The organism is Microbacterium sp. CH12i (genome assembly GCF_000685355.1).
In the GTDB taxonomy this organism is placed as follows: Bacteria; Actinomycetota; Actinomycetes; order Actinomycetales; family Microbacteriaceae; genus Microbacterium.
This window is the reverse complement of the sequence record NZ_JHET01000002.1, coordinates 248,187-269,734: the sequence shown is the minus strand read 5'-3', so window position 1 is coordinate 269,734 and position 21,548 is coordinate 248,187. Positions and strand designations below refer to the sequence as shown.

The 21,548-nt window shown below is 64.2% G+C and carries 20 protein-coding genes and 3 pseudogenes; 12 read left to right on the top strand and 11 right to left on the bottom strand.

Going from position 1 to position 21,548, the window contains the following annotated elements; genetic code table 11:
• Nucleotides 1-46 precede the first annotated feature (46 nt).
• Together galK and galT are read right to left on the bottom strand one after the other, a co-directional pair.
• Nucleotides 47-1,244 (bottom strand): annotated as a pseudogene (galK, locus tag DC31_RS03100) (galactokinase).
• Nucleotides 1,241-2,374 (bottom strand): galactose-1-phosphate uridylyltransferase, encoded by a 1,134-nt coding sequence (gene galT / locus DC31_RS03095; protein WP_036276814.1) that lies wholly within the window; start codon nt 2,372-2,374, stop codon nt 1,241-1,243. The pseudogene galK and the gene galT overlap by 4 nt, the downstream one beginning before the upstream one ends.
• A gap of 229 nt (nt 2,375-2,603) precedes the next feature.
• On the opposite strand from galT, the gene DC31_RS03090 reads away from it, so the two are divergent.
• On the top strand, nt 2,604-3,557 hold the full coding sequence (locus DC31_RS03090; RefSeq protein WP_036276960.1) for a LacI family DNA-binding transcriptional regulator: 954 nt from the start codon (nt 2,604-2,606) through the stop codon (nt 3,555-3,557).
• 47 nt (nt 3,558-3,604) lie between these two features.
• Here the strand turns inward: DC31_RS03090 and DC31_RS03085 are convergent, their stop codons facing one another.
• Both DC31_RS03085 and DC31_RS03080 read right to left on the bottom strand, forming a co-directional pair.
• Entirely contained in the window at nt 3,605-4,726 is a 1,122-nt protein-coding gene (locus DC31_RS03085) for a Gfo/Idh/MocA family protein (RefSeq protein WP_036276811.1), read from the bottom strand.
• Nucleotides 4,726-5,547, bottom strand: coding sequence for a sugar phosphate isomerase/epimerase family protein (locus DC31_RS03080; protein ID WP_036276808.1), 822 nt, complete (start codon nt 5,545-5,547; stop codon nt 4,726-4,728). Before DC31_RS03080 ends, DC31_RS03085 begins: the two co-directional genes overlap by 1 nt.
• A 96-nt stretch (nt 5,548-5,643) precedes the next feature.
• Here DC31_RS03080 and DC31_RS03075 point away from each other — a divergent pair, with 96 nt between their 5' ends.
• A complete protein-coding gene (locus tag DC31_RS03075) occupies nt 5,644-6,240 on the top strand; it encodes a TetR/AcrR family transcriptional regulator (RefSeq protein WP_235201293.1) in 597 nt (198 codons plus the stop codon).
• Nucleotides 6,241-6,290: 50 nt separating this feature from the next.
• On the opposite strand, the gene pgm is transcribed toward DC31_RS03075, so the two are convergent.
• On the bottom strand, nt 6,291-7,937 hold the full coding sequence (pgm, locus tag DC31_RS03070) for a phosphoglucomutase (alpha-D-glucose-1,6-bisphosphate-dependent) (protein WP_036276806.1): 1,647 nt from the start codon (nt 7,935-7,937) through the stop codon (nt 6,291-6,293).
• A gap of 99 nt (nt 7,938-8,036) precedes the next feature.
• Between pgm and pheA the strand changes: the two genes are divergently transcribed.
• Nucleotides 8,037-8,975 (top strand): prephenate dehydratase, encoded by a 939-nt coding sequence (gene pheA / locus DC31_RS03065; protein ID WP_036276804.1) that lies wholly within the window; start codon nt 8,037-8,039, stop codon nt 8,973-8,975.
• Between the two features lie 91 nt (nt 8,976-9,066).
• Here the strand turns inward: pheA and DC31_RS16785 are convergent, their stop codons facing one another.
• Nucleotides 9,067-9,570 carry an endonuclease domain-containing protein gene (locus DC31_RS16785; protein ID WP_235201303.1) on the bottom strand — a complete coding sequence of 168 codons (504 nt, stop codon included), beginning with the start codon at nt 9,568-9,570 and terminating at the stop codon, nt 9,067-9,069.
• Between the two features lie 256 nt (nt 9,571-9,826).
• A pseudogene (locus tag DC31_RS03055) lies at nt 9,827-10,872 on the bottom strand (LLM class flavin-dependent oxidoreductase).
• Nucleotides 10,873-10,945: 73 nt separating this feature from the next.
• On the opposite strand from DC31_RS03055, the gene DC31_RS03050 reads away from it, so the two are divergent.
• Nucleotides 10,946-12,697, top strand: a complete 1,752-nt coding sequence (locus tag DC31_RS03050; protein WP_036276801.1) for a cation:proton antiporter — start codon at nt 10,946-10,948, stop codon at nt 12,695-12,697.
• A 36-nt stretch (nt 12,698-12,733) separates the two neighbouring features.
• Here the strand turns inward: DC31_RS03050 and DC31_RS03045 are convergent, their stop codons facing one another.
• Together DC31_RS03045 and DC31_RS16780 are read right to left on the bottom strand one after the other, a co-directional pair.
• The gene (locus tag DC31_RS03045) at nt 12,734-13,069 is read right to left on the bottom strand and encodes a hypothetical protein (protein WP_036276798.1); all 336 of its coding nucleotides are present in this window, start codon (nt 13,067-13,069) and stop codon (nt 12,734-12,736) included.
• An 89-nt stretch (nt 13,070-13,158) separates the two neighbouring features.
• A complete protein-coding gene (locus DC31_RS16780; RefSeq protein ID WP_051606349.1) occupies nt 13,159-13,461 on the bottom strand; it encodes a helix-turn-helix domain-containing protein in 303 nt (100 codons plus the stop codon).
• Between the two features lie 71 nt (nt 13,462-13,532).
• On the opposite strand from DC31_RS16780, the gene DC31_RS03035 reads away from it, so the two are divergent.
• The 8 genes and pseudogenes from DC31_RS03035 to DC31_RS18365 all read left to right on the top strand — a co-directional run bounded on the left by DC31_RS03035 (nt 13,533) and on the right by DC31_RS18365 (nt 20,800).
• Nucleotides 13,533-14,180 (top strand): SAM-dependent methyltransferase, encoded by a 648-nt coding sequence (locus DC31_RS03035; protein ID WP_235201292.1) that lies wholly within the window; start codon nt 13,533-13,535, stop codon nt 14,178-14,180.
• Nucleotides 14,177-16,324, top strand: coding sequence for a GmrSD restriction endonuclease domain-containing protein (locus tag DC31_RS03030; protein ID WP_036276792.1), 2,148 nt, complete (start codon nt 14,177-14,179; stop codon nt 16,322-16,324). Before DC31_RS03035 ends, DC31_RS03030 begins: the two co-directional genes overlap by 4 nt.
• Complete coding sequence (locus tag DC31_RS19830; RefSeq protein ID WP_268748208.1) at nt 16,321-17,076, top strand: Eco57I restriction-modification methylase domain-containing protein; 756 nt, start codon at nt 16,321-16,323, stop codon at nt 17,074-17,076. The genes DC31_RS03030 and DC31_RS19830 overlap by 4 nt, the downstream gene beginning before the upstream one ends.
• A gap of 7 nt (nt 17,077-17,083) precedes the next feature.
• Nucleotides 17,084-17,170, top strand: a pseudogene (locus DC31_RS20445) (hypothetical protein); the annotation flags it as partial.
• The gene (locus tag DC31_RS19080; protein ID WP_235201306.1) at nt 17,171-17,998 is read left to right on the top strand and encodes an Eco57I restriction-modification methylase domain-containing protein; all 828 of its coding nucleotides are present in this window, start codon (nt 17,171-17,173) and stop codon (nt 17,996-17,998) included.
• Entirely contained in the window at nt 17,991-20,063 is a 2,073-nt protein-coding gene (locus DC31_RS03020; RefSeq protein ID WP_235201291.1) for a GIY-YIG nuclease family protein, read from the top strand. The genes DC31_RS19080 and DC31_RS03020 overlap by 8 nt, the downstream gene beginning before the upstream one ends.
• Nucleotides 20,060-20,539 carry a hypothetical protein gene (locus tag DC31_RS19075; protein WP_235201290.1) on the top strand — a complete coding sequence of 160 codons (480 nt, stop codon included), beginning with the start codon at nt 20,060-20,062 and terminating at the stop codon, nt 20,537-20,539. The genes DC31_RS03020 and DC31_RS19075 overlap by 4 nt, the downstream gene beginning before the upstream one ends.
• 84 nt (nt 20,540-20,623) lie before the next feature.
• Nucleotides 20,624-20,800: a hypothetical protein gene (locus DC31_RS18365; RefSeq protein ID WP_160173195.1), complete on the top strand. Its 177-nt coding sequence runs from the start codon at nt 20,624-20,626 to the stop codon at nt 20,798-20,800.
• Between the two features lie 40 nt (nt 20,801-20,840).
• Here DC31_RS18365 and DC31_RS18625 read toward each other — a convergent pair whose 3' ends face one another.
• Together DC31_RS18625 and DC31_RS03010 are read right to left on the bottom strand one after the other, a co-directional pair.
• Nucleotides 20,841-21,047: a PIN domain-containing protein gene (locus DC31_RS18625; protein WP_200872857.1), complete on the bottom strand. Its 207-nt coding sequence runs from the start codon at nt 21,045-21,047 to the stop codon at nt 20,841-20,843.
• Between the two features lie 238 nt (nt 21,048-21,285).
• Nucleotides 21,286-21,522, bottom strand: coding sequence for a hypothetical protein (locus DC31_RS03010; RefSeq protein ID WP_036276950.1), 237 nt, complete (start codon nt 21,520-21,522; stop codon nt 21,286-21,288).
• Between the last annotated feature and the right edge of the window lie 26 nt (nt 21,523-21,548).

Sequence of the window (21,548 nt, the reverse complement as noted above, 5' to 3'; positions counted from 1 at the left end):
CCTCGGGTACCTAGCTCGTGTACCTAGCTCGTGTACCTAGATTCTCTCAGCTGTCGCGGCGGGCGCCAGCCGCGGGAGTCACGGTGAAGATGTGCGGTGACGCGAACCTGGATGCTGCAAACGCTGCGGTCACGGCATCCGACACTGTCTCGACAGCCGACTGCTCGACGAGTGCGATCGCCGCTCCACCGAAACCGCCGCCGGTCATCCGCGCGCCGATCGCGCCAGCCGCGAGAGCCGCATCCACTGCGGTATCCAGCTCGGGCGCGGAGATCTCGAAGTCGTCGCGCATCGACGCGTGCGAGGCGACGAGGAGGTCGCCGATCGCGCGCGGCCCCCGCTCACGGAGTGTGCGCACGGTGTCGAGCACCCGCTGGTTCTCCGTCACGATGTGACGCACTCGTCGGAAAGTGACCTCGTCGAGCATCTCGGCGGCACGGCCGAGGTCAGCGACGGTCACGTCACGCAGGGCAGGGACACCGAAGGCGGTGGCTCCTCGCTCGCACGATGCGCGGCGCTCACCATAGCCGCCGGTGGAATGCGCGTGTGAGACCCGGGTGTCCATGACCAGAATCGCCAGCCAGCCTCGCGCATGCTGAGGGGCACGAGGTTGGCGTCGAGGGTGCGGCAGTCCAGGAACAGCGCGGCATCGGGCTCGCCGAGCATCGACGCCATCTGGTCCATGATTCCGGTCGGCGCGCGACGGCCTCGTTCTCGGAGCGGCGCCCGATCTGAGCCAGCGTGATGCGGTCGAGCTGCGCATTCCAGAGGTCGTTCAGAGCGGATGCCGTGGCACCCTCGATCGCGGCCGAGGAAGAGAGACCGGCGCCTACCGGAACGTCCGAAGCGATCGCGATATCCACGCCGACGCCGGTGGCTCCCGCTAGCTGCAGTGCCCATGCGACGCCCAGCGGGTACGCGGCCCACTCGGCCACAGCAGGCTCTTCACCGGTCGCGGTCGGGAATAGGCCGTTCAGCTCGTCGAGCGCGACCTCGACGGTCTCTTCGGCGAAAATCGACGAGACTCGGATGCGACCGTCCGCACGTATGCCGACAGCGGCATATGTGCGGTGGGGGATCGCGAACGGCAACACGAAACCGTCGTTGTAATCAGTGTGCTCGCCGATGAGGTTCACCCGCCCTGGCGCTGACCAGACCCCCTCCGGGGCATGGCCGGTGAGCTTTTCGAACAGCGCGACGGCCTGCGCGGCGGGGGCTAGCGTCTCGGGGGCGGGTGCGGTCATGCGCTCGCCTGCTCTGCACGTTTGATTGCTTCGCGGATGCGGGCAGCACCCTGTTCTGGAGTGACCTCAGCGGCCCACGCCCACATGGCAGATTCGCTGCCTGCGAGGAACTTCAGCTTGTCTGCAGCGCGGCGCGGGCTCGTCAGCTGCAGGTGCAGGCGCACCGTCTCGCGACCAACATTCACCGGTGCCTGGTGCCAGGCGGCGATGTACGGGGTGGGGGTGTCGTAGAGGGCGTCGACGCCTCGCAGCAGCTTCAGGTACAGCGGTGCGAGCTCGTCGCGCTCATCCTGGTTCGTCTCTGCGAAGTCGGGCACGTGTCGGTGCGGCATGAGGTGCACTTCGAGCGGCCACCGAGCGGCGAACGGCACGAAGGCCGTCCAGTGCCTGCCCTGGAATACGACGCGCTCTGAGTTCTGTTCGAACTCGAGAATGTGCTGGAACAGATCGGGTGCGGTGTGGTCGATGCTTTCCAGCAGACGAGTCGTGCGCGGAGTGACATACGGATACGCGTAGATCTGACCGTGCGGGTGAGGGAGCGTCACGCCGATGGCCTCGCCGCGGTTCTCAAACGGGAAGATCTGCTCGATGCCAGGCATTAGCGAAAGGGCGGCTGTCCGGTCGGCCCACGCCTCAATAACTGTGCGCGCCCGCGTGACGGATTGGGTGCCGAACGATCCGGAGGGCTCCGGGCTGAAACAGACGACCTCGCAACGGCCGACTGAGGTGCGGGTGCGGCCGAGGCCGAGTGCCGCGAGGTCGTCGAGTCCGCGCGGAGCGTCGGAAGCGACCGGGGCAGTGCCGAGCGCTTCGGCGAGGGCAGGGCCGAACGCAGGGGAGCGGTTCTCGAACACCGCCACGTCGTACATCGACGGAACCTCGGACGGGTTCGTCGGCGTCTGCGGCGCCAGCGGGTCGGCATCGGCGCTCGGCATCATGATGCGGTTCTGGCGGTTGGCGGCCACAGTGATCCAGTCGCCCGTGAGCACATCCTGGCGCATCGTCGCGGTGCCAGGGCGCTGGTCGAGCGTGCGCGCATCAACGGCGCGGTCTGCCCCGAGTGCGCTGCCTGCATCGTCGTAGTAGATCAGGTCGCGGCCATCGGCCAGTTGCGTGGCCCGTCGGAGCACGCCGGCGCGAGTTCGGTCGTCGTAACTCCTGAGATTTGTCCGTGTTCACGTAAACACGGTACCGCTCGGGCGGTGGTAACGTCAACATGGAGGAGTTGTGAACGGGGAGTTTGGAACGGAGAAGGAGCCAGGGATGCCGGGCGAAGATGAGCTGATGCGTGCTGATGGGCGCCGCCGCGCCGCTTCCGGACCGGCCGCGCCGGGCCACGCATCATCCGGCCGCGTGTCCATGGCGCAGGTCGCCACTCGCGCCGGAGTCTCAGGCCAAACGGTGTCGCGCGTCGTCAACAGCAGCCCGCGCGTTGATCCCGCCACCCGTGTCCGCGTCGAGCAGGCCATGGCTGAGCTCGGCTACCGACCGCACCGCGCAGCGCGCGCCCTGCGTACCGGACGCACGCAGACCATCGGCCTGGTCGTGACGACACTCGCGACGGTCGGAAATTCGCGGATGCTGCAGGCCACGGCAGAGGCGGCAGAACAGCGCGGCTACGCACTGCTGGTCGTTACGGCCGAAGGTTCGGTGGCGACAGCGTTCGCGCGGTTGCACGAGCAGGGCGTTGACGGCGCAATTGTGCTGAACGAGGCGTCCGCGCTGTTGCAGGCCGATGACCTGCCTGCTGGAGTGCGGCTTGTCGTAGTTGACGCACCCACAGCAGCCGGTCGTCGCACTGTGCGCAGCGATCACGCCGGCGGAGCCGCCGCGGCGACACGTCGGCTGCTTGAGCTTGGGCATGCAACGGTCAGGCATCTCGCTGGTCCCGCCGGTTCTTTCGCAGCGGACGAGCGCGAGCGTGGCTGGCGTGAGACGCTGCAGGCCATGAGCATTCAGCCTGACGAGCTGGTGCGGGGTGATTGGTCGGCAGAATCCGGTCACGCGGCGGGTGCCGAGTTGCAGGGTGCGACCGCGGTGTTCTGCGCGAATGACCAGATGGCGCTCGGACTCATCCGCGCGCTCACCGATCAGGGCCGACGGGTACCCGAAGACGTGAGCGTGATCGGGTTTGACGACGTGCCGGATGCCGCGAACTACCGCCCGCCGTTGACAACGATTCGGCAGGACTTCACTGAGCTAGCGACAGCCGCGGTGTCGGCGCTCATTGCGGAGATTGAAGGCGGCGCGGTTGAAGCGCCGAGTGTGATTCCCGCTCAGCTGATCGAGCGGGTCAGCACGAAGTCGCCCTGACCCGCTCAAGGCTGCTGACCCACTCAACAATGCGAGCCCGCTCGAGGCTAAAGCGTCCGCGCCGTCGGATCGAAGTCTGCGGCCAGCGAGCCGATCTCGCCGAGAGTGCTGGCAACCGGGGCGAACCCGCCGGCCACTGCGGTCTCTTCGATCGTGAGAAGCGTGTCGAGCACGTGGTAGCCGAACTTTCCGGTGGCGACGTGCGGACGGCCGGCGCGAATCGAACGTGCCATGTCGAGCACGCCGAGTCCGCGACCGGTGAGCGTTCCCTCCTGGGGAACATCAACCGTGTCCTGAACCGAAGACGCGTCCTTGAGCGGGCGGGTGATGGTGATCTCACCGCCGAACGTGTTCGGATCCGGGATCACCATGGTGCCCTCCGTGCCGGCGATCTCGACGATGCCCGCCCGCTTCAGAGGTGAATCGGTGCTGTAGAGGCTCTGCCCCTGGCCGCCCCGCTCGAACTGCATGAGCACTGAGACGGTGGATGGCACCTCAACCGGGAAAATCTCGCCGGCGAGCGGGCCGACCTGCACCGTGCGCGTTTCGGTGCCCTTGAGGCCCAGCGCGGCTACCGCGGCAACAGGACCGAAGATGTGCACGAGCGTCGACACATAGTACGGGCCCATGTCGAGCAGCGGCCCGCCGCCACGTGCGTAGAGGAACGCGGGGTTGGGGTGAAAGACCTCTGGACCCTGCCACTGGAAGGTCGTCTGCGCAAACAGCGGCTGACCGATGTCACCGCGAGCGATTGCGCGTTTCGCTGTCTGCACGCCAGGGCCGAGGACAGTGTCGGGTGCGACGCCGACGCGAAGACCCGCGGCCTCTGCGACCCGCAGCAGTCTCTGAGACGAGTCCCGATCGACGCCGATCGGCTTCTCGGTCCAGACGTGCTTTCCAGCGGCGATGATGCTCTCTGACACCTCGACGTGCACGGCCGGGATCGTCAAGTTGACGACGATCTCGATATCAGGATCGTTCAGAACAACATCGACGCCACCGGCGCGGGGGACGCCATACTTGGCGCCCTGCTCACGAGCCCGCTCTTCGATCTGGTCGCCGATCGCACGCAGCTCGATGTCAGGAAAGGTGCTGAGGTGGGTGAGGTACTGATCGCTGATGTTGCCTGCGCCGATGATGCCGACGGCGACGGGGCCGCTCGCGGCCATCAGCGGGTGCCCGAATCAGTCGCAAGGGCCTCATCGATGAATGCGCGGCTCGATTCGACGGCAGCATACAGATCGCCTTCGAAGTGATCGAACTCGACGACAGCGACTTCCAGCGCGGTGGCGGTGGCGAGAGCATCCGCCAGCGGAACCGTGCCCTCGCCGGCCGCAACCTGATCTGCGGGCGGGTAGGCGTTCACCTTTTCGGGGTCGAGCGTGCCGTCCTTGACGTGTAGGGCGATCACGCGCTCGCCGAGAGTGCGCAGCAGCGCGAGTACGTCGACACCTGCGCGAGCCGCCCAGTACAGGTCGACCTCGAGGACAACGCGGGGATCGAGATGGTTCGCGAGAACTTCGAGACCGGTGAGGTCACCGAAGCGTGCTTCCAGTTCATGAGCGTGGTTGTGATACCCGATCCGGATGCCGCGTTCAGCGGCCGCCTCGGCTGCACGGTTGAGCAGCTCGGCGATCTCTTGGATCTGCTCGATGCTCGTCCAGCGAGCCGGGTCGGTGTACGGCTCGATGATGACGCCCATGCCGAGTTTCTCGGCGGCGGTGAAGGTCGCATCGAGAGTCGGGACGTCGTTATCGGTCGGGGTGCCATCGGGGTTCACGAACGAGGCGGACGCGACAAACGCATGGCCGGTGGGCGCCGCAAGTCCGCGAGCTGACAGGGCGGCGGCAAGTGCATCAGCGCGGCGCACGAAGTCGTAGGGCTCGACCGTCGTGAAACCGCGGGATACGAGGGTGTCGAGGGTTTCTTCGAGATTCTCTTCGAGGTCAGATTTGACGGTGAAGAGCTGAATAGAGGTGAGAACAGACAAGCGGCAGTGCTCCTCGGGAGATGGTTTCAATGGTGTGGTGCGAGACTAACAGACAAAACCCCCATGTGGAGGTTTTAAATGGGTAGGATCGTGATCATGACCGCGGACCGCGATAACACCGCTCAGGTAGCCGCCACCGACGCCGTGAAATCTGGCTCCCGAGGGGCATATGCCAAGGGCATAGCGCGGCGGCAAGAAATCCTCGATCGCGCGATCGAGGTGTTCGCGCAACGTGGCGCCGATCGCACGAGCCTGCGTGCCATCGCTGAGGCGGTCGGGGTGACCCACGCGGCGCTCCGGCACTATTTCGGGTCGCTGGAAGAACTGCTCATCGCAGTGTATGAAGAGTCCTCAAAGCACCATGATCCCGACGATCGTTCGGAGCCACAGCCCGTCGGCGAGATGCGCCGCTCCGCGCAGCGCAACCAGAAGATCCCCGGGCTCGTTCAGCTGTACTCGTCGCTCGTCGCGGCCGCGCTGGAAGACGGGCACGAACATGCCACCGAGTGGGCATCGGTACGTTTCGCGCGCCTGCGAGCGATCATCGCCGAACAGGTGCGCGCTCTGCAGCAGTCCGGCGGGATGCGTGCAGACGTGGATGCTGAGGCCGCCGCAGCCTCATCATCGCGGCATCCGATGGACTTCAAACGCAGTGGCTCCTCGACGCCGACACCAAACACGAAGACGCCTTGAGCATGCTGGAAATGCTCCTGGCGGTGCCTGAGCGGCAGCCACAGCAGCCGTCAGGCTGAACCGAGCGCGGCCGACACCACCGCTCGAGCCTCCTCCTGCACCTCGGCAAGGTGTTCGGCACCGAGCAGGCTCTCTGCGTACAGCTTGTAGACGTCCTCGGTGCCAGACGGGCGCGCGGCGAACCAGGCATGCTCGGTCTGCACCTTAAGTCCGCCGATCGCTGCACCGTTTCCCGGCGCGTGCGACAGCTTCGCAGTGATCTTCTCACCGGCCAGTGACGTTGCCGTGACGGCATCCGGTGCGAGCTTGCCGAGCGTTGCCTTCTGCTCCGGCGTGGCCGGGGCATCGACGCGCTGATACGCGGATGCTCCGAACGCATCCTCGAGTTCGGCATAGCGCTCCGAGGGGCTCTTGCCGGTCACCGCAATGATCTCGGCGGCGAGCAGGCAGAGCAGGATGCCGTCCTTGTCGGTCGACCACACCGTGCCGTCCTTGCGGAGGAACGACGCTCCGGCCGACTCTTCGCCGCCGAACGCGACAGAGCCGTCGAGCAGTCCAGGTACGAACCATTTGAATCCGACCGGTACCTCCAAGAGGCGGCGCCCGAGCGACTCTGCGACGCGGTCGATGATCATCGACGAGACCAGGGTCTTACCGATCGCGGCATCCCGCGGCCATTCGGTGCGGTGCGAGAACAGGTAGTCGATCGCGACGGCCAGGTAGTGGTTGGGGTTCATGAGGCCGGCATCCGGAGTGACAATGCCGTGCCGGTCAGCGTCGGCGTCGTTGCCGGTGAGGACGTCGTAGTCGCTCTTCTTGGCGACGAGGGATGCCATTGCGTTCGGTGACGACGGATCCATCCGGATCTTCTCGTCCCAGTCCAGCGTCATGAAGCGCCAGGTCGGGTCGACCTCGGGGTTCACGACGGTGAGCGCGAGGCCGTGCATCTCTTTGATGAGCGCCCAATACTCGACGGATGCTCCGCCCAGTGGGTCCGCGCCGATGCGCACGCCGGCCTTCTTGATGGCATCGAGGTCGATTATCGAGGGGAGGTCCCGCACGTAGGCGTCGCGGAAGTCGTAGCTGGGCAGTGTGTCCCAGTCGATGTCAGCAAAGCGGTGCGCCTTCACGCCCTCGAGTCCGCCCTCGATGAGTTCGTTCGCGCGTGCGGCGATCCAACCGGTCGCGTCGGTGTCTGCCGGGCCGCCGTGCGGAGGGTTGTACTTGAACCCGCCATCGCGCGGGGGGTTGTGCGACGGGGTGACGACGATGCCGTCGGCGCGACCCGCAGCATCCGCCGCTTTTCCGCGATTATGCGTGAGGATGGCGTGGCTGAGCGCGGGAGTCGGCACATACGAGTCGCGGGAGTCGACGCGCAGGTCGACACCGTTGGCGATCAGCACCTCGATCGCGGTGCGCTCGGCAGGAAGTGATAGCGCGTGGGTGTCTCGACCGAGGAAAAGCGGGCCGGTGATGCCCTGACTCTGGCGGTAGTCGACGATCGCCTGGGTGGTCGCAAGGATGTGCTGCTCGTTGAAGCTGCGCGACAGTGAAGAGCCGCGGTGACCGCTCGTGCCGAACACGACGCGCTGCGCCGCGACGGACGGATCGGGCTTGAGATCGTAGTAGGCGGCGATCAGTTCGTCGACATCGATGAGGTCAGTTTCCTCCGCAGGGAGGCCGGCACGGCTCGTCATGAGATCAGTCTGCCCCGATCTTGGCTCGTGCGCATCCGTCGAGAGCCCATATTGCACTCAGCGGTCACCGACATTACGGACGGGGCTAAGGTAAAACGCGTGACCGAACGCCGTACATACAGCTATCTGGGCCCCGCGGGCACCTTCACCGAAGCAGCGCTCGACCAGGTCGCCGAAGCGCGAGGTCAGAACTGGCGCCCCGTGCACAACGTCGGAGAGGCGCTCGCCGACGTGCTGGAAGGCCGCAGCCACGCGGCGATGATCGCGATCGAGAACTCGATCGAGGGTGGCGTCTCGACGACTCAGGATGCGCTGGCGACACTCCCGGGTTTGCGCATCATCGGTGAGTACCTGGTGCGCGTGAACTTCGTGCTCGTCGCCCCGCGCGGCACGACACTCGCTGATGTGACATCGATCGCTGCGCATCCGGTCGCCTACGCACAGTGTCACGCCTGGCTTGGCGCGCATCTGCCGAACCACTCGCACGTTCCGGCTGCCAGCAACGTGGCATCCGCTATCGGGGTGCTTGACGGCACGCTGCCAGCGCAGGCGGCGATCGCCCCTCCAGGGATCGTGCAGCACTACGACGTCGACGTGCTCGCCTCCGAAATCGGCGACAGTACTTCGGCGGTAACGCGCTTTGTGCTGGTCGCGCAGACCGTGATGCCGGCGAACCCGACCGGCGCAGACAAGACCTCGCTGATCGTCGAGCTGCCGAACGACCGTCCCGGCGCGCTGCTGGAGATGCTCGAGCAGTTCTCGACCCGCGGCATCAACCTGTCGCTGATCGAATCACGGCCAATCGGCGACGAGCTGGGTCGTTACCGCTTCGTCCTCGATGCGGACGGGCACGTGCAGGACGAGCGGATGGCGGACGCACTGCTCGGCATTCGCCGGTTCAGCCCGCGCGTGGTTTTCCTCGGGTCGTACCCGCGCGCTGACCGGCAGATCGTGCATTACCCGGATCGCTACGCGGATGACGTTTTCGTCGAGGCGCGCGACTGGCTGCGCGGTCTCCTCTCCGGGGCGCCGGAGTAACCCCGCGCGCCACCCCCGCGCGTGGGGTAGGGAAATCCCCTCGGGGAGGGCGCTCGTGGAGGAGAAAACAATACTTCACCGGGTAGCGGGCCTAGCGCGCGGGCGCGGTAGCGGGCCTGGCGCTTTGGGTTGCGATCGCGCTGCGGATGGAGGCGACGAGAGATTTCGCGCCGGCATGAAGATCGCGCTCCGTCAACCGGATTACGATCCACCCGCGCGCTTCAAGGTCACGCTGACGCTGGATGTCGATACGCCACTGCTTTTTGTTGGTTCGGTGCCCATCGCCCTCATACTCGATCGCGATCTTCAGCGCGGGATACGCCAGGTCGACGCGAGCAATGAGCCTGCCGTGTTCGAACACCTCGTGCTGAACGCTGGGCTCCGGCAGCCCAGCATCAACGATGGCTAAGCGGGTCTCGGTTTCTTTCGGGGACTCCACCCGCTCTCGCACGAATGGAAGTGCAGTGCGGATTGTGCCGCAGCCCGGGAATCGTCCCCAACGGCGCAGGTGCTGTTCGATGTCCGCACGTGTGTTCGGAAGCCGCCGCATGAGCTCCGGGTAGTTCGTTGCGGTGGTGACGAGAGCATCGAGCATGATCACCGCTTCATTGTGACTGAGCGATTCTGCGCACAGAAACACGGCCGAGATGGGGTCCACGACAGGGATGCCGCTGATCGACCAGGTGCGGGCCTGTGAAAACGTCGTAACAATCGCCGGCGCGTGCAGAACGACGCCCCGGCGCCCTGCGCCCACGCGATGGCGTACGGAAATCCCTCGCTCCCTGGTGTCTTGGAGGGGATATCCCTACCCCCACACCGATGTTGGGGTGGAGGACGCGCGGCGAGGTGCGTTACAGCGCCGCGGCCACCAGTTCGAGCGTCTCGGCGCGACCAGCCGGAGCATCCTTCGGCTCGGCCTCGTACGCACCGGCCACTGGTGACAGCATGACCTCGTCGACACCATGCTTCTCGGCGAACGCACGCACCTCGGCTGCGACAGATTCGCCGGTTCCGACGAACCAGCGTGATCGCCCGGCCTGAACGGCCTGTTCGGTGGCGGCATCCGGCTCGGCGCCGAGGGCTTCCTCCACTGTTTCGAGGGCGATGAGCGGCTTGTTCAACCGCAGGCGCGACATCATGCGCAGCTGAGGCAGGGCGCGGGCCTCGGCCTCTTCCGCCGTCGGCGCTGCAACGACGTTCACTGTGAGGAACGTGCGCGGCTCAGGGTGCGCCTCGCTTGGCTGATACCCGGTGCGGTACAGGTCGAGAGCGCGCTCGAGTCCCTGCCCAGAGAAGTGGTTGGCGAATACATACGGCAAACCTTGGGATGCTGCGAGCTGGGCGGAGTAGTCGCTCGAGCCCAGCAGCCACACCTCTGGAGTGCCGGTCGCGGCGGGTGTGGAGCGCACGGTGTACTCGCCGCCCGACGTGAAGCGCACGGTCGCGCCTTCGCCCGACATGAGCAGTGCGATGTCTTGCACGTGGCGCGGGAATTGCTCGACATCACTCGGAGTTCCCGTGGCCCGAAGGAGCTGCGTGATCACCGGGTCGCTACCGGGCGCGCGGCCGAGGCCGAGGTCGATGCGCCCTGGTGCAATGGCCTCCAGCGCGGCGAACTGCTCCGCGACGATGAGCGGTGCGTGGTTCGGCAGCATCACGCCGCCCGAACCCAGTCGGATGCGAGAAGTCCGGGCGGCCGCGGCGGCGATCAGCACCGGAGGAGTAGTGGATGCCACGGCCGGCATGTTGTGGTGCTCGGCGAACCAGTAGCGGCGATAGCCAGACGATCAGCGGTCGCGGCGAGAGTGAGCGACGCGGCGATCGCCTCGCTGCTGGTCTGGCCGGTGCGCACCGGAACGAGGTCAAGAACGGAGAGGGCGGGGGCTGCAGAAGTCATCTCGCTGTCAAACAGTTCTAGTGTCGGAGGAATTCCCGGCCGGCGCATTGTTTGACCCCGTTACTCTGACGGAATGGATGCCGCCCTGTTCTACGTGCTTGTCGGAGCTGTCATTGTGGCAGCCATTGCACGGTGGCGTGGGTGGCCCGCACCTCTGCTCGTCACGGTTGTCGCGCTCGCGGCATCCTTCCTCCCTTTCGTGCCCGAGCTACAGATCGACGGGCACGTGCTTCTCAACCTCGTGCTGCCGCCGTTGCTGTATTCCGCGGCATTGAACGTCTCGTTCGTCGGGTTCAAGCGCAGCTTGCCGCAGATTCGCCGGTTGGGTATCTGGTTGGTGTTGCTCACAGCGGCCGCGGTGGGGCTGATCGCCTGGTGGATTATGCCAGAGCTCACACTGCCGGGAGCATTGCTGCTCGGAGCGATCGTCGCTCCGCCGGATGCTGTGTCCGCCGCTGCTATCGGTCGAAAGCTCGGGCTTCCGCGACGAATCATGACCGTGCTTTCTGGTGAGAGCCTCATCAATGATGCGACCTCGCTGACGCTCTATCGCGTGTTCGCGGCGATCATCGCCGGGGCGGCGCTGACAGTGTGGAACGGCATCTGGCAGTTTGTTCTCGCGGTCGTCGTCGGCGTCGTGGTGGGACTGGTGTTCGGCATCGTCCTGCACCAGCTGCGCATGCGCGTCACAGATCCCGTCGTCATCGGCACGTTCGGGCTGCTGGTGCCGTTCGGGGCTTATGCGATTGCCGAGCACCTTGGTGGCTCTGGTGTGCTCGCCGTCGTCGCGATGGGGCTGTACGTCGGCTTCAACGCTCCGCGCACCGACTACACGACCCGCCAGCAAGAGGTGCCGCTGTGGCTGTCGGCTGACTTGCTTCTTGAGAGTTTCGTATTCGCGTATATCGGGCTGCAGTTCCGGCGGGTGCTCAGCGATCTCAGCCTGGAATCGACGGAGCAGCTCCTGTTGCTCGCCGGTGCGGTGCTGCTGGTCGTGCTCGTCGTGAGGCCGCTCTATGTCTATCCGGCGCACGCGTGGGCGAAGTTCCAGGAGCGTCAGCGCATGCGCCGGTGGGAGCGTGTGGTCACGAGCGGGCGGTTCAGTGAGCGGCGTGAGCAGCAGGCGAATCAACGCGAGTCGTCGGATCAACAGCAGCGGTCAAGGCGCCAGCCGCGCACTGAAGCAGAGATGAAAAAGCGCCTGACCGAGCCTGATCTTGATTGGCGGGACAACGCGGTCATCTCGTGGGCGGGGATGCGTGGGGTTGTGACGCTGGCGACCGCGCTCGCCGCGGCCGACCTCGCGGCGCTCGACGCCGATGCCTCGCATGCGATCGTGGTGGTCGCGTTCGTCGTGACTGTCGCCACGCTGATGTTGCAGGGGCTCACTCTGCCGCGGTTGATTCGTCGGCTCGGGATCGCGAGTGATGTGGATCATAATGAGGATGCCGAGGCCATTGCCGCCGTTCGCAAGCGCAGCCGCGAAGCAGGTAAGGCCTTTCTGTCGGAGCAGCGCGAGGAGTGGGCGAAGAAGTACGGACCGGTCGAGATGGAGGCGTTCGACGCTTTCACCAAGCGGATGACGAGGGTCGAGACTGACACCGACAAAGCGCAAGAGGTCGAAGATTCCGTCCCGCGGCCCTCGTACGAAGACCTCGTCTTGCTGTCGAAGGGCTGGCTGCACGTGCGACGCGAGATTCTGCTCGCCGAGCGCGACGCCGACAACTTGGACGAAGAGCTGATGCGCGAGCTCATGACAGCGATCGACGCCGAAGAGCTCGCGCTCGACACGCGCGGTGCGACCAGGCCGCAGTCTCGGGCGTGAGTTCTCGCTAGCTTGCGTGTCGCCGGCGCTGGGTGATTAGGAGACGCACTCCGCGGCGGCGCTCGACATCGTGTCGGTGACAAGCGCCTTGGATTCCTGCGAAGTCTGCTCATCTTTGCCAGCGGCGAGGTTCGAGAGGTCTTCATCGGAGACCTTCGAATCGAGGAACTTCTCGGCGACGCAGTCAATCTGGTCGTCGGTCAGGATGCCGCCCTGTCCGCCTTCTTCGAGGATCGTGGTGAGGCCGTCGCTGAGCTGATCGACGGACGGACGCTGCGCGCCCCCCGAGCACGCCGCGAGTGAGAACGCGATGGCTACGACCGGCAACGCCAGGAGGAGGCGGGAGGGACGTGTGCGCAGGTTCCGGTTCATAGGAACAAGCGTACGGGCTCATAGGTTTCGGACAGGTGCGTGCGGATGGGGAGAGATCCCCATGCGCTGCGTTCGCTTGCGGAGCGGGGTTAGCTCGCCTGTCGGTGCGCGCTAGGCGAGCGGCGTGTGGCCGGGGGCTCGGTTGCGGTGCTCTGGAACATCGACGTCGTCAGTCCTTCGAGGAACTCGCCCGGCTCGGCCTTCAGCGCCTCGGCGATGCGCACGAGCGTTTGGACGCTGAGCATCGCGCGCCCGGATTCGTAGCTGCGGATGTTCGACGAGTCGATGTCGCTGAGGACCGCGAGCTGGTCTTGAGTGAGTCCCCGACGCTTCCGTTCGGCGGCGATTCTCGCCCCGATGTGGGCGGCTGCGGCGGAGGGGATTCGGGGCACTCACCAAGCGTGATCAACCCCGGTGAATCGCACCAGGGTGCATGTCGCCGGGTACTTGTACACTCATGCGTGTGAGTAGAACCCCGGATGCTGTCGAGCCTGAGCGCCTGGTGAAGTCGCGGCAGCGGGTCGCCGACCATGGTGAAGTTTTTACCCCGCGTTGGCTGGTCGACGACATGCTCGATCTCGTCAAGGGGGAGAGCGAGCGCATTGACTCGCGGTTCCTCGAGCCTGCCTGCGGGTCGGGCAATTTTGTTGTGCCAGTGCTAGAGCGAAAACTCGCGGCCGTGCAGGCGAAGCATGGTCGCAGCGAATTCGAGAAGCGGCACTATGCATTGTTCGGGCTTATGTGCATCTACGGCATCGAGCTGCTCGAGGATAACGCGGTCGAGTGTCGCGAAAATCTCGCGGGTACTTTCACCCGGTATCTCAGCGTGGATGGTGACAACGAGTGGGTAAAGGCGGCCACGGCGGTGCTCGCCGTCAACATCGTGCAGGGCGATGCGCTGGCGATGACAATGGCCGACGGTGAGCCGATCACGTTCCCCGAATGGGGGTATCTCGGACGCGGAAAATACCAGCGTCGCGACTTCCGCTACGACAGCCTCACGCAGCGCGCGTCCGCGTCTGAGGGGCTATTCGCGCACTTCGAGGAGCACGAGATCTTCACACCGGTGCGTACGTATCCGGTGATGACCGTGAAGGAGATCGCGGCATGAAAACGGACGTCGTCAAACCGCAAGGGGTGTTCTTCAACCCTGTTCGGCTCGTTGTGCCGCTGTTCCAGCGGCCCTATGTGTGGTCGAAGGAAACACAGTGGGAGCCGCTGTGGCAGGACATCGTTCGCCTGATCGAAGTCATCGAGAAGCATGATGCGGCAGCGAGCCACTTCCTCGGAGCGATCGTCATCCAGCAGGTGCCTGTTGCTCTTGGCAGCCTGCCCGCGTGGAACGTGATCGATGGGCAGCAGCGGCTGACTACGTTGCAGCTGCTGCTGGATGCCCTGCACTCCGAGCTCGAACGTCGCGGCTGGACGGGACTGGCGAGCCGGGTGCACTCGCTCATCGAGAATCCTCCTGAGCACTGCGAGGCAGAGGAGGACCGTTTCAAGCTGTGGCCGACCAACCGTGACCGTGATGGCTTCTCCCAGGTCATGTCAGCGCCGACACCTGTCGATTACTCTGCGGTCGAGGCATCCCGACTGCGCGACGCACACCGATTCTTCGCGGATTCGATCGCGGAGTGGCTCGGCGAAGATGAGGGTGCTGAGAAGCGCGCGCGTGTGCTCGTCGCGACGGTCACCGACCGGTTGGAGATCGCGAGCATCAGCCTCGACGCCAATGAAGACGCTCAAGCGATCTTCGAGACGTTGAACGCCCGGGGTACGCCGCTTTCCGCGGCCGACCTCATCAAGAACTTCGTCTTCCAGCAGGTTTCGGCGAGGGATGCCGAGCGCCTGTACTTCGCAAACTGGGCGGAGTTCGAGACGCCGTGGTGGGAACGGGAGGTCACGTCCGGTCGCATCAAGAACCCGCGTTCGTCGTTGTTCCTCTGGCAGTGGCTCATGGCGCGCACACTCGACGACTTTCCGATCCGCGAGGTGTTCACGCAGTTCAAGCACTATGTCAACACGGTCGAGAAGGACGTCACTGTCCTTCTTCCTCAGATCAAGGCGGCGGCCGATCGTTACCGGTCGATCATCGAAGGCGCTGAGCGCCCGGACGGGCCTCTCAGCAGAGTCGAGCTGTTCAGCTATCGGGTAGCGGCCTTGGATTCCGATATCGTTCGCCCGCTGGTGATCTGGCTGGGGGAGCCCGAGCAGGATGCTGTGCCCGACGAAGCGCGCGAACGCGTTCTAGCGATGGTGGAGAGCTGGCTCGTACGACGTGCACTGGTGAAGGTGACTTCGCAGGGAGCGAACCGATTCACGCTCGATCTGATGCGCTATCTGAGCGAGCAGACGAAAGAGTCTTTGCCGGAGGCGACGGAGCGCTATCTCGCTGGCAACCAGACTGTGGTCGGCTACTGGCCTGGTGATGCAGAAGTGCGTGACGCCCTGCTGCTTGAACCGGCGTACTGGAACTTCCGTCGGGGCCGACTGCGCATGGTGCTCGAGGCGATTGAAGACCACAAGCGGGGTTACCCCGATGGTGGTCGTCTGGCGATGTCGCCGATCACCCGAGGCAAGGCGACGATCGAGCACCTGATGCCGCAGTCATGGCAGCGGAACTGGGCGATCGAGTCCGCAGAGGAGAGTGCGGAGCGTGACCAGGCGGTTCAGCGTCTGGGCAATCTCACGCTCGTGACGCAGGCGCTGAACAGCAAAGTCTCGAACGGTGCGTGGGAGGTGAAGCGTGCCCACTTCCGCGGAATCAACGATGTGCTGCTCACCGGGGAAGCCCTCGCCCTTGCCGGCGAAGACACCTGGAGTGAACGCCAGATAGCGGCGCGAACCGAGCGTTTGATCGAGAGCATCGTGATGATCTGGCCGGTCCCCGCAGGCCACACCAGCTACGGCGGGGGAGAGCGGCGGATGGCCGAACGCCGTGCGGATGTTGACCTCGCACAGCTGGTGTCTGAGGGGTGGATCGAACCGGGCACGCGCCTGCGCGCTGCTTCGCAGGCACACGCTGAGCGTGAGGCGGCGATTGCGCAGGACGGTCGCGTGCACTTCGAGGGAGTGCCGTATGACTCCCCGTCTGGGGCGCTTCGCGCGCTTCGAGGTCGCGGAGGAAACGGCTGGTGGCACTGGATGCTCGTCGAAGATGGGCGACGGCTGTCCGAGGTTCGCAGCGACTATCTCGCGAGCCTCGGTGAGGCGGAAGCAGTGACTGAAACTGCCGATGAGGTCGAAGAGTCATGAGCCTCCAAGCGTCCTTCACTCTCCAAGGCCACAACCCCGATGTGCTCACCTGCATCGCGAATCTCTCGAACGACGAGGTGTTCACACCGCCGGAATTCGCGAACCAGATGCTCGACACGCTCGAGCAGGCCTGGGCCGAATCGAATGGTGGCGAGTCCATCTGGTCGGATTCGACCGTGACATTCCTTGACCCGTTTACGAAGTCTGGTGTGTTCCTGCGCGAGATCACCCGGCGGCTGACCGAGGGGCTTTCGACGCAGATCCCCGACCTTGACGAGCGCGTCGATCACATCCTCACGAAGCAGATCTTCGGGATCGGGATCACCCAGCTCACATCGTTGCTCGCACGGCGGAGCGTCTACTGCTCGAAGGATGCGACGGGTGAGCACTCGATCGCGAAGAGCTTCGATCGTGACTGGGGCAACATCTGGTTCGAGCGGACCGAGCATACCTGGGTGGGGCGCAAGAAGGTGCGGCGCTCCAATCCACTCACAGCCGACGAAGAACTGGTGGAAGAGAGCGGCACCGGGAGGTGTCGCTTCTGCGGAGCATCGGAAGCCGAATACGCCCGCGATGAATTCCTCGAAACCCACGCCTACGCCTTCATCCATACAGACAACATCAAGGCTCGCGTAGCCGAGCTTTTCGGAGCCGACATGCAGTTCGACGTGATTATTGGGAACCCGCCGTATCAGCTGAGCGACGGGGGGCTACGGAACTTCTGCGGCGCCGATCTATCAACTATTCGTTGAGAAGGCGTTGGAGCTCGAACCGCGCTATGGCGTATTCGTTACGCCATCGCGATGGTTCGCAGGTGGGAAAGGCCTCGATACCTACCGTAAGCGGATGCTCGAAGATCACCGTATGCGGGACATCATCGACTATCCGAAGTTGTACGAGGCGTTCCCCGGAGTGAAGATCCGCGGAGGCATCTCCTACTTCCTCTGGAATCGTGACTACAACGGGCCCTGTCGGATCCAAACGATGTGGGACGGAGCGCCCGTCGGCGATGCCGTCGAGCGCTACCTCGACGCGTATGACGTACTTGTGCGTTGGAACGACGCGGTGCCGATCCTCGACAAAGTGCGTGCGAAGGGCGAGCCGACGCTTGATGCGAGGGTCTCCACAGGCAAGCCCTTCGGGCTGCGCACATTCGTGCATGGAGCTGAGTTGAGTCACGGCATTGCCGACCCCGTAAAGCTCTTTGGATCGCGAAAAGTGAGTTGGATCAGTCGGGCAGAAATTTCCACCAACGTCGACTGGATCGACGACTGGAAAGTCCTGATGACTGCGGTACAGGGTACGAGCGCGGCAGTAGAGACGAAGTTCCTGTCGAGACCCATCATCGCTGGCCCAGGTACGGCCTGTACGGAGACATATCTGGTTGCGGGCCGGTTCGGAACCGAAGTCGAGGCGGACAGATTCTCACGCTTGCTGGGCACTCGATTCGTGCGATTTCTTGTCTCTTTGCGGAAGTCGACTCAGCACGCGACTCGCGATGTGTATGCGTTCGTCCCCGACGTGCCTCTTGACCGTGTGTGGACCGACGAGCTCTTGTACGCGCGATACGGCCTCACAGCCGACGAGGTTGCCTTTGTAGAGTCGCAGGTAGCGCCGCACGATCGGACGCTGCTTGATGAGCTGGGATCAGTCGAGGGCGACGTCGATGCCTAAACCGCTCGACGAGGTCTTCCAAGACAGACCGGACGTCCGACTCCGCATCTACGCCTGGTCATCCACCGAGGTCGCGGAGCGCTGGCGTGACTGTCTGAAGGTCGGCCAGACCGCGCAGGCCGATGTGAACGACCGCATCAAGCAGTCGCAGGGACAAGCACGCGTCGACTACACACTCGAGATCGACGAGCCGGCCGATCGCGAAGACGGCAGCACTTTCACCGATCGTGACGTTCGCGAACGCCTGATCGCCAAAGGATTCAAGAACGTAGTCTTCGAGTCCAGCCGCGAGTGGATGCGTTGCACACCCGACGACGTGCGCACTGCGATTGCCGAGCTCCGTGCGAACAAGAGCTACAGCGGTACGCACCACGCAGACTTCCCGATGCGCGCCGAGCAGCACGCCGCGGTCGAGAAAACCCACGACTACTACCGCTCGATCTGGGCAGAGGACTCCGACGCCGTCCCAGAGTTCCTCTGGAACGCGAAGATGCGCTTCGGAAAGACTTTCACGACGTACCAGCTAGCCAAGAAGCTTGAAGCCAAGCGCGTGCTGGTGATGACCTTCAAGCCCGCGGTGGAGGATGCCTGGGACACCGACCTCAGAACACACGTCGATTTCGAGGGCTGGCAGTACCTCTCACGCAAGAGCGAGGGCGATCCGTCAAACGTTGACCCGGAGCATCCGCTCGTCTTCTTCGGCTCCTTCCAAGACCTGATGGGGCGTGATGCCGCCGACAACTTCAAGCCCAAACACAAATGGTTGACCGAGCTCACCTGGGATCTCGTCGTTTTCGATGAGTACCACTTCGGCGCATGGCGCGACGCGGCCAAAGAGCTGTTCGAGGGCGAGGACAACGCGAAGAAGGAAGAGAAGATCGAATTCTCTCCGGCGGAGGAAACCTTCGCTGAAGAACTCGAGGAGCGCGGCAGCGATGAGGACGCGTTCGTGCCGATCAAGGCATCCGCTTATCTGTACCTGTCTGGCACGCCCTTTAAGGTGCTGAACGAAGGTCGCTTTATCGAAGAGCAGATCTTCAACTGGACCTACACCGACGAGCAGCGCGCGAAAGCGCAGTTCGCGGCGCAGCATCCGGACGAACCGAACCCGTATGCATCGCTGCCCGAGATGCGGCTACTCACGTACCAAATGCCCGACGAGCTCGTGGCGATCGCTAACCAGGGTGAGTTCGATGAGTTTGATCTCAACGCGTTTTTCGAGGCGAAGGGTGCCGGCGCCGACGCAGAGTTCGTGCACAAGGACGACGTGCAGAAATGGCTCGACATCATCCGCGGCTCATATCTGCCCACGCAGGTTGATGCGATGAAGGCTGGCACTCGGCCGCCGTTTCCGTACTCGGACACCCGGCTGCTGCCCTATATGCAGCATTCGCTGTGGATGCTGCCGCGCACGGCATCCTGCGCGGCGATGGAGAATTTGCTCGCCGAACAGCAGAACACGTTCTGGCATGACTACACAGTCGTGAACGTCTCTGCGTCGAGCGTGGGCGTGGGGCTCGCAGCGCTCCCGCCGGTGCGCGACGCGATCGGCAACGGGCACGACACGAAGACGATCACGCTGACCGTTGGAAAGCTGACGACCGGAGTCACGGTGCCACAGTGGTCCTCGATTCTGATGCTGCGGAACCTGCAGGCTCCGGAAACGTACTTTCAGGCGGCGTTCCGTGTGCAGTCTCCGTGGAGCATCCGCAACCCGAACGGCAATGACCCGCATGAGGAGGCAATTCTCAAGCCGGTCTGTTTCGTGTTCGACTTCGCGCCGACTCGTGCTCTACGCCAGATCAGTGAGTACGGCCGCGGTCTCGCGCCAGAGAACCCGAACCCAGAGCGTGCCGTCGAAGAGCTCGTGTCGTTCCTGCCGGTGCTTGCGTACGACGGTTCAAACATGACGCAGGTCGATGCCGCCGGCATCCTCGATATCGCGATGTCGGGCACGTCTGCAACGCTCCTCGCGCGCAAGTGGGAGTCGGCGGTGCTCGTGAACGTCGACAATCTGACCCTCAAGAAAATCATGGCGTCGGATGCTGCGATGAAAGCGTCATGAACATCGAGGGGTTCCGTGCGCTCGGTTCTTCGGTATTTGAGACGGTGGTGAACAAGAGCGAGGCGGTGTCGAAGACCAAGAAGGACCGCGGAGATGACATCACGCCTGGTGAGAAGAAAACGCTCACCGCTGAGGAGAAGGAATACAAGTCGAAGCGGAAGCAGATTCAAGAGAAGCTGATCAAGTTCGCCACTCGAATCCCGGCGTTCATGTATCTGACGGACTATCGCGAGAACACCCTCTACGACGTGATCACCAAGATCGAGCCGGAATTGTTTAAGGCGGTCACGGGGCTGTCGGTGACGGACTTCAACCTGCTCGTCTCGCTCGACGTCTTCAACTCCGGCCACATGAATCAGGCGGTGTTCGCATTCCGTAGGTACGAGGACGCATCTCTGTCGTACACCGGGATCGAGTCGCATGAGGGGCTAAGGCGATATGGGTTGTACGACACGGTGGTGGCTGTCGACGGGTGAATCTGAGACGGTGTCCGTGGTGGAGCCGATGCGTTTCGGTCGCTTGATCTCGACGGCGACGGCATCCCCGATGAGGCACGAGCGGTGACCGCGATGAAGGGCGCCGGGAGCGCGATCGCCGGAGCGGCTGACGGCATGCGAGGAAAGGCCGCTTCGCTGTTCGCCGCGCGACGAAAGCAGAAAGCATCCGATGCCGAGAGCGCACCCGACTCTGAACCCGAAGCGGTCTCGGACGCGGAGTCAGCTCGCGCTGATGAGTGAGGCTCGCTGTGCGCCAGTACCTGTTGGGTAACAGGCCGCTTCAGCGCCCAGCATCCGCCTTCGCCGGATCGAAAAATTTCAACCCGGGGAACCGCGCGAAGCCACGATCCCTCGTCGCTAACTGCGCACCGTTGGCGATGCAGAGCGCGGCGATGTGGGCATCTGGGACGAGGTTTCCTCGGATCCCGGAATCGTCTGACGCGAGGACGTCGAGCTTCTCCCAGGCGCTGGCGCCTGGTGCAGCCACTCAGTGCTCGGCGTATTGAGCAGGTGCCTGACGAAAGCTAGGGCGGCTTTCGTCGGAGTCGGTTCCGCGGAGATGCGCGGGTGTGTCACGACGCGCACGAATCCACTGAGAATAGTGTCAGCGACACCGATGCTGTCGGTGCGCAGGGCGCTGTTGAGCCATCCGGCGTATACCTCGTGTTCCGGGGCGTCCGTGCGGAAGGCGTAAACCAGTACATTCACGTCGGCGACGATGAACGTCATGCGCTGGCATCCAGTGCGTCCCACACCGCTTCTTTGTCATCAAGGTCGACGAGGCTGCCGGGAACCTGCGGTGTGTAAGTGGGCAGAGCCTGCGGCGCAGCCTGCGGAATTTCGCGCGCAAGGTGTTCACGGAGGGCATCCTCAAGGAAGCTCGTGAACGTGCGGCCCTCGCTTGCAGCCCGAGCCTTCGCCTCGAGTGCAAGCGCATCAGAGAGGTTAAGTGTCGTGCGCATGCAGATCATCATACGCTACTCAAGCA

Excerpts from the sequence above, each read along its gene's own strand:
- DC31_RS03045 (WP_036276798.1), bottom strand. The coding sequence starts at position 13,069 with ATGAACCGGAACCTGCGCACACGTCCCTCCCGCCTCCTCCTGGCGTTG.
- DC31_RS19830 (WP_268748208.1), top strand. The coding sequence starts at position 16,321 with ATGAGCCTCCAAGCGTCCTTCACTCTCCAAGGCCACAACCCCGATGTG.
- DC31_RS03050 (WP_036276801.1), top strand. The coding sequence starts at position 10,946 with ATGGATGCCGCCCTGTTCTACGTGCTTGTCGGAGCTGTCATTGTGGCA.
- pgm (WP_036276806.1), bottom strand. The coding sequence starts at position 7,937 with ATGACGAGCCGTGCCGGCCTCCCTGCGGAGGAAACTGACCTCATCGAT.
- DC31_RS19080 (WP_235201306.1), top strand. The coding sequence starts at position 17,171 with ATGCTCGAAGATCACCGTATGCGGGACATCATCGACTATCCGAAGTTG.
- DC31_RS16785 (WP_235201303.1), bottom strand. The coding sequence starts at position 9,570 with ATGCTCGATGCTCTCGTCACCACCGCAACGAACTACCCGGAGCTCATG.
- DC31_RS03090 (WP_036276960.1), top strand. The coding sequence starts at position 2,604 with ATGGCGCAGGTCGCCACTCGCGCCGGAGTCTCAGGCCAAACGGTGTCG.
- DC31_RS03030 (WP_036276792.1), top strand. The coding sequence starts at position 14,177 with ATGAAAACGGACGTCGTCAAACCGCAAGGGGTGTTCTTCAACCCTGTT.
- DC31_RS03020 (WP_235201291.1), top strand. The coding sequence starts at position 17,991 with ATGCCTAAACCGCTCGACGAGGTCTTCCAAGACAGACCGGACGTCCGA.
- DC31_RS03010 (WP_036276950.1), bottom strand. The coding sequence starts at position 21,522 with ATGCGCACGACACTTAACCTCTCTGATGCGCTTGCACTCGAGGCGAAG.
- DC31_RS19075 (WP_235201290.1), top strand. The coding sequence starts at position 20,060 with ATGAACATCGAGGGGTTCCGTGCGCTCGGTTCTTCGGTATTTGAGACG.
- DC31_RS03075 (WP_235201293.1), top strand. The coding sequence starts at position 5,644 with ATGACCGCGGACCGCGATAACACCGCTCAGGTAGCCGCCACCGACGCC.
- DC31_RS03085 (WP_036276811.1), bottom strand. The coding sequence starts at position 4,726 with ATGGCCGCGAGCGGCCCCGTCGCCGTCGGCATCATCGGCGCAGGCAAC.